The organism is Serratia sp. ME47, assembly GCF_903970925.1.
In the GTDB taxonomy this organism is placed as follows: Bacteria; Pseudomonadota; Gammaproteobacteria; order Enterobacterales; family Enterobacteriaceae; genus Serratia; species Serratia ureilytica.
In genome coordinates, this window is the sequence record NZ_CAJCKE010000052.1 from 1 (window position 1) to 6522 (window position 6522).

General features: G+C 53.2%; 11 protein-coding genes. 9 read left to right on the top strand and 2 right to left on the bottom strand.

The window, feature by feature from the left end:
- Positions 1–41: 41 nt before the first annotated feature.
- Positions 42–203 carry a hypothetical protein gene (locus tag H7A77_RS25100; protein WP_154640411.1) on the bottom strand — a complete coding sequence of 54 codons (162 nt, stop codon included), beginning with the start codon at positions 201–203 and terminating at the stop codon, positions 42–44.
- Between the two features lie 345 nt (positions 204–548).
- Complete coding sequence (locus H7A77_RS25105) at positions 549–1289, bottom strand: XRE family transcriptional regulator (RefSeq protein WP_060447793.1); 741 nt, start codon at positions 1287–1289, stop codon at positions 549–551.
- Positions 1290–1387: 98 nt separating this feature from the next.
- On the opposite strand from H7A77_RS25105, the gene H7A77_RS25110 reads away from it, so the two are divergent.
- Genes H7A77_RS25110 through H7A77_RS25150 form a run of 9 tightly spaced genes read left to right on the top strand, consistent with a single transcriptional unit; the run spans position 1388 to position 6215 of the window.
- Complete coding sequence (locus H7A77_RS25110; protein ID WP_072010281.1) at positions 1388–1636, top strand: helix-turn-helix transcriptional regulator; 249 nt, start codon at positions 1388–1390, stop codon at positions 1634–1636.
- Between the two features lie 17 nt (positions 1637–1653).
- Positions 1654–1947, top strand: a complete 294-nt coding sequence (locus tag H7A77_RS25115) for a CII family transcriptional regulator (protein WP_060387652.1) — start codon at positions 1654–1656, stop codon at positions 1945–1947.
- Positions 1948–1955: 8 nt separating this feature from the next.
- The gene (locus H7A77_RS25120) at positions 1956–2222 is read left to right on the top strand and encodes a hypothetical protein (protein ID WP_182074813.1); all 267 of its coding nucleotides are present in this window, start codon (positions 1956–1958) and stop codon (positions 2220–2222) included.
- Between the two features lie 26 nt (positions 2223–2248).
- Positions 2249–2929, top strand: a complete 681-nt coding sequence (locus H7A77_RS25125; protein WP_197828892.1) for a phage regulatory protein/antirepressor Ant — start codon at positions 2249–2251, stop codon at positions 2927–2929.
- Positions 2930–2931: 2 nt separating this feature from the next.
- Positions 2932–3108, top strand: coding sequence for a DUF4222 domain-containing protein (locus H7A77_RS25130; RefSeq protein WP_065426409.1), 177 nt, complete (start codon positions 2932–2934; stop codon positions 3106–3108).
- An 8-nt stretch (positions 3109–3116) separates the two neighbouring features.
- The gene (locus H7A77_RS25135) at positions 3117–4187 is read left to right on the top strand and encodes a hypothetical protein (RefSeq protein WP_182074814.1); all 1071 of its coding nucleotides are present in this window, start codon (positions 3117–3119) and stop codon (positions 4185–4187) included.
- Positions 4187–5161, top strand: coding sequence for a DUF968 domain-containing protein (locus tag H7A77_RS25140; protein ID WP_182074815.1), 975 nt, complete (start codon positions 4187–4189; stop codon positions 5159–5161). The genes H7A77_RS25135 and H7A77_RS25140 overlap by 1 nt, the downstream gene beginning before the upstream one ends.
- Positions 5158–5514 carry a RusA family crossover junction endodeoxyribonuclease gene (locus H7A77_RS25145; RefSeq protein ID WP_182074816.1) on the top strand — a complete coding sequence of 119 codons (357 nt, stop codon included), beginning with the start codon at positions 5158–5160 and terminating at the stop codon, positions 5512–5514. The genes H7A77_RS25140 and H7A77_RS25145 overlap by 4 nt, the downstream gene beginning before the upstream one ends.
- The gene (locus tag H7A77_RS25150) at positions 5511–6215 is read left to right on the top strand and encodes an antitermination protein (protein WP_182074817.1); all 705 of its coding nucleotides are present in this window, start codon (positions 5511–5513) and stop codon (positions 6213–6215) included. The genes H7A77_RS25145 and H7A77_RS25150 overlap by 4 nt, the downstream gene beginning before the upstream one ends.
- The last annotated feature ends 307 nt before the right edge of the window (positions 6216–6522 follow it).

The following is a 6522-nucleotide window of genomic DNA, read 5'->3' on the forward strand; positions in this document are numbered from 1 at the left end:
GGTCGTTGTGATTTTTACCTTCATCATGTAACCCTCTGCTGTTAGTTGGCGCACTGGTGCTTTTTGCTGAATACGCGCTGAGCCTGGATTGCTTTGCCTGCATCCGGTGTGCGGTAGAAAACCTCCCGGCATTTGTTGCAGAACAGAACCTTCAGGCCGTGACCATCAGTACCCCAGCCAACGTGCTCATTGATTGCCTTCATCGTGTAGCTCCTCAGTGGTTTTATGCCTACCACCCCACACTGGCAGCGGCAGGGTAAATCAACTCTTTCCCTAAAGAACTTTGCCGGTCGATCCCTCTCGGGGCCGGGGAGTGATTGCATCGCTCACCCCTGGGCGTCTTACCTGTGTGGCTTCCTGCCGGTGACGTTGTTGCTGTCGATGGATTTAATTTATGCGTATAACGCAAATGCGTCAAGCGCAAAAATAAGCGTGAATTTATATTCTTACGCATATGATTGAAATTTCTGGTTAAAAAATTTGCGTGGGGGAGTGGGTTTTAGGCACAAAAAAACCGGCCTGAGCCGGTTTGATTGCTTATATGTGGTTTACCAAGTGGATGAAGACCAGAAAACCCGACCAAGAACAACTAGTTGTTCTTTTCTTTGTTGGAGGGTAAGAACTTCATCTTTAAACTCTTCTCGGTTCATTGAGCGGATCACGACACCGCCGTCTGGCTGCTCAATAAGATATTTTACTCTAAGCAGATCGCCATGACGGATGCCATAGGCCTTACCATCCCGGATGCGCGTATCGTCGGTGTTAATGCCTACTACATCACCGTCGGACAATCTCGGCTCCATACTGTTGCCGATCACCCGGACAAGTTTGGCCGCAGAAATAGACACTCCCAACTTGTGTAGATAGTAACGCCGGAAAATTAAGGCAAACTCTTCTTTTTCAACAATTTCGACACTGCCATCGCCTGCAGAAAAATGAACGTCAATTAGTGGGATTTCCACAAACTCCTCGCTGTCCTGAGCTCCATCCTCCCACACTGAGGCTTTAAGCCTGGTTGGCTGAGCATCAGACTCAGGAGATAAGTTTTCGAAAGGCAAATCAGGCCTGAAAAGGTCGCTAACAGGTCGTTCAAAGAAGTCAGCAATCTTTCTGATCATCTCGTCACTATAACCCTGCTTAGCCCGCTCCAGGCGAGAGATGTTCCCTACGTCGCTATCAACAGCATTCGCAAGGTCAGCAAGATTTAGCCCCTTCTTAACGCGAAGGTGCCGGATGTTACGACCTACAGTAGGGTCGATTTCTTTAGGTAGCTTCTTTTCGGTTTCCATGCCGTCATTTTTCCATTCATGTGCGTCACACGCAAAGCGTATTGCGCAAAAATGAAATGCGCATTAATATGCGTGTAGCGCAATTAAAAGGGGCCGCTATGCAAACACCACTTAGAAATATGCGTGTAAAGAAAGAGCTCAAGATCACTGACGTAGCCCATGCGGTCAATTGTGACCCTGGATACCTGAGCCGTGTAGAACGTGGCGTGCATACAGCATCGCCTGAGTTGGCTGAAAAGCTATCTCGATTCTACTCCGGTGAGATCACCGAGCTGCAAATTCTTTACCCAAAACGTTATGCGCGAGCCAGCGAAAGCCAGCCGCCAATCATCAATCAATCACTGTAAGACAACGGAAATTGTAAATGGAATCAGTCGCAACAACACGCAACGAAGCTCAGGCGATTCAGAGCGACATCATGAGCCGCATTGCAGCAATCGGAGTGACAAGCCTGGCCGGCGCGATCGGCGTTGATAAATCGCAGGTGAGCCGCTGGCAGAGCAAAGGGGGGCTGGTGGAGAAAGCGAGCCTGCTGCTGGCTGCTACCGGCTTTAAGCGTTCGGAAACCATGCTGACGTTCAGGGGCGAGGAAGTCGCTGATCTGGCGCGCGGGCTAATGGCGATGCTTGAGCATATCCGGGAACCAAAGACGGAATAGGGGGCTTTATGGCCTGGGACACGTTTGTTTACGACAACATCAAGAAGCAGCTGGTGAAAGAGGCATTCAGCGAAGCGCTAGCTCAGGGGGGGGCATCACACGGAGCCGACCTTTACCGGCGGAAGTCGCAGGCGAGCAGGAAGGGGATGATTTATGACGACTGTCTCACGCTTGCGCGCCAGTACGTACTTGCGAGCTGCACCAAGGAAGAGAAGCCGGAATCAGGGAAGAAGAAAAGCCGAACAGCTGCAACTGCTCGGCCATCACTTTTCTAAAACCTAACCTGAGAGGTCGATTCATTATGGCAAACGTAGCGATCGGTGGCAACAGCCCGAAAATGACGAGCCGTGAAATTGCCGAGCTAACTGGCAAGCAACACGGCCACGTCATGCGCGACATAGAAATCATGCTGGAACAACTGGGCGAAGGCCTGGATGGGTATATCCAGATTTGGAGACACCCCCAGAACGGCCAGCAATACCGGGAATACGCGCTCGACAGGGAGCATACCGAATGTTTGGTGACCGGGTACAGCGCCAGCCTCCGCATGCGGGTGATCAAGCGCCTGCACGAACTGGAAGAGCAAAACTCCCCAGTACCGCAGACGCTGCCTGAAGCTCTGCGCCTGGCAGCAGATATGGCCGAACAGAAGGCAATGCTGGAGCAGAAGGTTCAGGCCGACGCACCGAAGGTGGCCTTTGTTGATCACTACGTAGATGCATCAGGTTCAAAAAGCCTGCGCGCCACGGCCAAGGTTTTGAACATGCCAGAGAAAGCGATGATTGACGCGCTGATCCGCGACAAGGTTTTGTTCCGCCAGTCCGGGAATCTGCTTCCCCATGCACTACGCCAGCGGGATGGGTTATTCACCGTCAAAACTGGCACGTCTGATTTTGGTCACGCCTTCACGCAAACCAGGGTAACGCCGCGTGGCATCCAGTGGATTGCTGAGCGTTACGCCTCTGAGCTGATGGCGAGCTAACCATGAGCCAATCAACCCCGCTGGATAGGAAGTATGTCGATGACCACGGCAACCCCGTGAAGGTTATCCGGTGGGAACGTGTAGAGCGTCAGGTGATTTTTATGAGAGAGGGCTATCCGCATGAGTGCATGCAACCTCTTGAAAGATTTAAAGAGAAATTTAAGCGAGTGGACATATGAGCGCCTTAATGCAGCTTCTTGATCGGCCTATAGCTTACCAGCCGTCTTTCGTCGGCCTGGGGGTTGGGGTGACCGGCGCTGTTCTGCTGTCGCAGTTGGTTTACTGGCATAACCGAATGGATGCCGGCTGGTTCTACAAAACCCAGAAAGAGATCCGCGATGAAACAGGCCTTACGCGTGAGGAACAGGAAACGGCACGCCGTCGCCTTATCTCCGCCGGGGTACTTGAAGAGGATCGCCGTGGTGTACCAGCAAAGCTCTATTTTCGGGTTAAAGCCGATGCTCTTGAGTTGCTTCTTCTGAAGAAAATCAAAGAGAAAACCCAGAATGCGGGAAACCCTCATTCCAGTATGCGGGAATCCCGCATTCAAGAGTGCGGTAATGCCGCAGACAAGAATGCGGAAAACCCTCAGACAAGTTTGCGGGAAAGCAGCGCGCCAGATTGCGGGAATCCCGCAGACATTCATACAGGAGATTACACAGAGATTACTTCAGAGACTACAGCAGAGAAAAAACCTGTACGTCTGCCGGCTTCGCCAACAGACCAGCCGCAAGAGGATTCTTTGAAAATCGATTACGACGAAGTGCTTCGCATCTTCCGCACCACGCTGCCAGAACTGCCTGACGTCTTGAAGATGACCGATGGTCGCCGCAAGGCACTGCGCAAGCTCTGGAAGGACTACGAGATGGACATGGAGCGCTGGGGCGCTTACCTGCGGTACATCTCGAAGAAATGCCGCTGGATGTTGGAAGACCGCCCAGACACGAACAGCGGCAAGACCTGGCGCAAAAAGGACTTTGACTACCTGATCACTGAGAAATGCTACCTGAAGGTCAAGGAAGAGCGGGCTGATGACCTCCCGAAAGTACAGCGCCAGGATAGCGCCGCCCGCGAAGAGGCCTATGTCCGTCTGGTATCCCAGCGCCAGCAGCCACGGAACGAGGTTGAGAAGCTTGCGAAGGAGATGGCCGGATCCCTTGGTCGCATGACTGATTACGACGCCCGCCGAGCATGGACGGGGATTTGGGCTCAGGCAGTAGCCAAGGCCAGCGAGAACGATTTAGCGAGGATTGCCTGATGAGAGCGATAGTCAAAGCATCGGTACAGCATGATCTGGGTATTGCCCTGATCCCGGTAGACGAAAAGCTGGTGCCGTACATGACAGGACGCGTGATGGTTTCCACGTTGCCGGACGAGTTCAAGAGCTCGCCTGAAGGCATTCTGCCAGCGGTGGAGCATGAGATCGCTAATGACCCGCGCCTACAGGATTTCTTCAAGCATGAGCGCGTCACAAACGCCTGCGGTGGGGTTAACGCGATTGAAGCCTGGGCGACGCAGTTCACGAAATGCCAGTACAGCAAGCACGATCGGCCTTCGACGATTTTGGACACGGAGCGCGTCGGGCATTCAGCCGTACGCATCTGCCCGCAGTGCTACAAACAAAGCCTGGGTGTATCACCGAAGATTGAAAAAATCGCTGCACGCAACACGGCGCGCTGGGTGGTGGCAACGGCCAAACATCGCCTGAAGTCTGAGGGGCAACTGACAATCCCAGAGCTGATGCTGTGGGCCATGCTGTCCGGCGTATTCGACCTGATCCCCGATGACGTCGCGCGCACCGTCACCGACTTACCGGAGCCAAAGGTGATCACAGGCACCCGCAAGGAGTCCGAGATGGACTGCACGCCGGCGGCCACTGCGATTATTTCCAAGGAGGTAGCTAAGTGCTTCACCGTAGACCCGGCGCCACAAAAGGCCTTTATGCTGCGGCCGAAGCTTACGCGCGTAGAGGATAGCAAATATACGCGCTGGGTTAAGAGTCGTCCTTGCTGCGGTTGCGGCGCCCGCGCTGATGACCCTCACCATATCATTGGCCACGGTCTTGGAGGGATGGGAACGAAGCCCAGCGATTACCTGACAATCCCGCTCTGCCGTACATGTCACCGCAAACTGCATGACGACCCAGCGGCATGGGAAGCGGAACATGGTAGCCAAACCGATTTGCTGGCGCAGTTCCTGGATTACTCCATTGGCATCGGGGCGATCGCATGAAAACGTACCCGATCACGCCAATACCCAAGCCACGAATGACACAAAAAGATCGGTGGGCCAAGCGCCCGCCAGTTCTCCGCTACCGGGCATTCTGTGATGAGGTGAAATTGAATCGAATCTCGCTGCCTGAGAGCGGCTATCACGTGACGTTTGTTTTACCCATGCCAGATGACTGGAGCAAGAAGAAACGCGCTGAGATGGCCGGAAAACCGCATCAGCAGAAGCCGGACAAGGACAATCTGGAGAAGGCGTTGCTGGATGCCATTTTTGAAGACGACTGCCGCATTTGGGACGGTCGAGTAACAAAGATTTGGGGTGAAGTAGGCCAAATAATTATAGGGGAAATAGCATGAGAATAGAGCACGCACTTTTAGCCAGCAGCCCAAAGTCTCCGTCCGTTATGGGCATGGCACCAGATACCAAGCCACAGTCAAATGTGCTCGTCGATGAGGATGGTGTTACCCATGGTCGGCGAGTCGTTCGCGCTTCTCAATGCCGAGGAGGTGGGAAGGGAGGGTATACGGATGTGATGGTTGCTCTTGGAATCACCCAGTCGAGAGAGGCGCAAGGGCTTAGCCTGCTCTATGCAAAATTCAACAAAGACACCTCAGAAAGAGAAAAGGCAATTGAGCGGCTGGCTCAGTTCGCGATTAAGCAGGCGCCAAAGCTGGTAGGGAAGGCTGCTGGCAGACAAATGGTGAGATGCATGGTTTTGCTGTCCAAGCTCGCAGTTGACGATTACTGCAGAACTGCTGACATAGTCAGGGCGCGATGCAGATGCGGCGGCAGTGGAAAAGTATACGACATAGCGGCCACAAAGGCTGGTGGTAAGGCCGTAGAGAAAACCTGCAGCAGATGTCATGGAACGGGATTAAAACCAACCACGACCGCACAGGCTTACAAGGTGGTAAAAGGGCTGATACCAGACCTTAGCCAGCCGACATGGAACAGAAACTGGCAACGCTTTTACCAGATGCTGATAAGCAAGTGCTACCAGGACGCCGAATCAGCTGAGATGGTGCTAGGGAAGGTAACCTCAAATTCGCATGATTGAACACTATGTCAACTAATTTGCAAATTTTACCAACCAACTCTTGCGTTTTTGAATAAAATTGGCTAGATTTGCTCTTAATGATGGGATTTTAATGCCTACGGGCTGACAAATCACCTCCCAGCCTTCAAAAGAACCCGCCTCCGAGCGGGTTTTTCCGTTTTCAGCCCCAGCCAACGGACGACACACACGGCACCCTCTTACCGGCAGCGTTTACGGCTGGTGGCTGAACCCTACCCATAACCCGAAGCCGGGAAAGAGCCCCGGAAGGGGGAGGTTATGAAAATGCCCTGGAAGAACGAACCCAACA

Bases quoted from the DNA above. Each gene is read 5' to 3' on its own strand.
- H7A77_RS25100 (WP_154640411.1), bottom strand. From the start codon at position 203: ATGAAGGCAATCAATGAGCACGTTGGCTGGGGTACTGATGGTCACGGC.
- H7A77_RS25105 (WP_060447793.1), bottom strand. From the start codon at position 1,289: ATGGAAACCGAAAAGAAGCTACCTAAAGAAATCGACCCTACTGTAGGT.
- H7A77_RS25110 (WP_072010281.1), top strand. From the start codon at position 1,388: ATGCAAACACCACTTAGAAATATGCGTGTAAAGAAAGAGCTCAAGATC.
- H7A77_RS25115 (WP_060387652.1), top strand. From the start codon at position 1,654: ATGGAATCAGTCGCAACAACACGCAACGAAGCTCAGGCGATTCAGAGC.
- H7A77_RS25120 (WP_182074813.1), top strand. From the start codon at position 1,956: ATGGCCTGGGACACGTTTGTTTACGACAACATCAAGAAGCAGCTGGTG.
- H7A77_RS25125 (WP_197828892.1), top strand. From the start codon at position 2,249: ATGGCAAACGTAGCGATCGGTGGCAACAGCCCGAAAATGACGAGCCGT.
- H7A77_RS25130 (WP_065426409.1), top strand. From the start codon at position 2,932: ATGAGCCAATCAACCCCGCTGGATAGGAAGTATGTCGATGACCACGGC.
- H7A77_RS25135 (WP_182074814.1), top strand. From the start codon at position 3,117: ATGCAGCTTCTTGATCGGCCTATAGCTTACCAGCCGTCTTTCGTCGGC.
- H7A77_RS25140 (WP_182074815.1), top strand. From the start codon at position 4,187: ATGAGAGCGATAGTCAAAGCATCGGTACAGCATGATCTGGGTATTGCC.
- H7A77_RS25145 (WP_182074816.1), top strand. From the start codon at position 5,158: ATGAAAACGTACCCGATCACGCCAATACCCAAGCCACGAATGACACAA.
- H7A77_RS25150 (WP_182074817.1), top strand. From the start codon at position 5,511: ATGAGAATAGAGCACGCACTTTTAGCCAGCAGCCCAAAGTCTCCGTCC.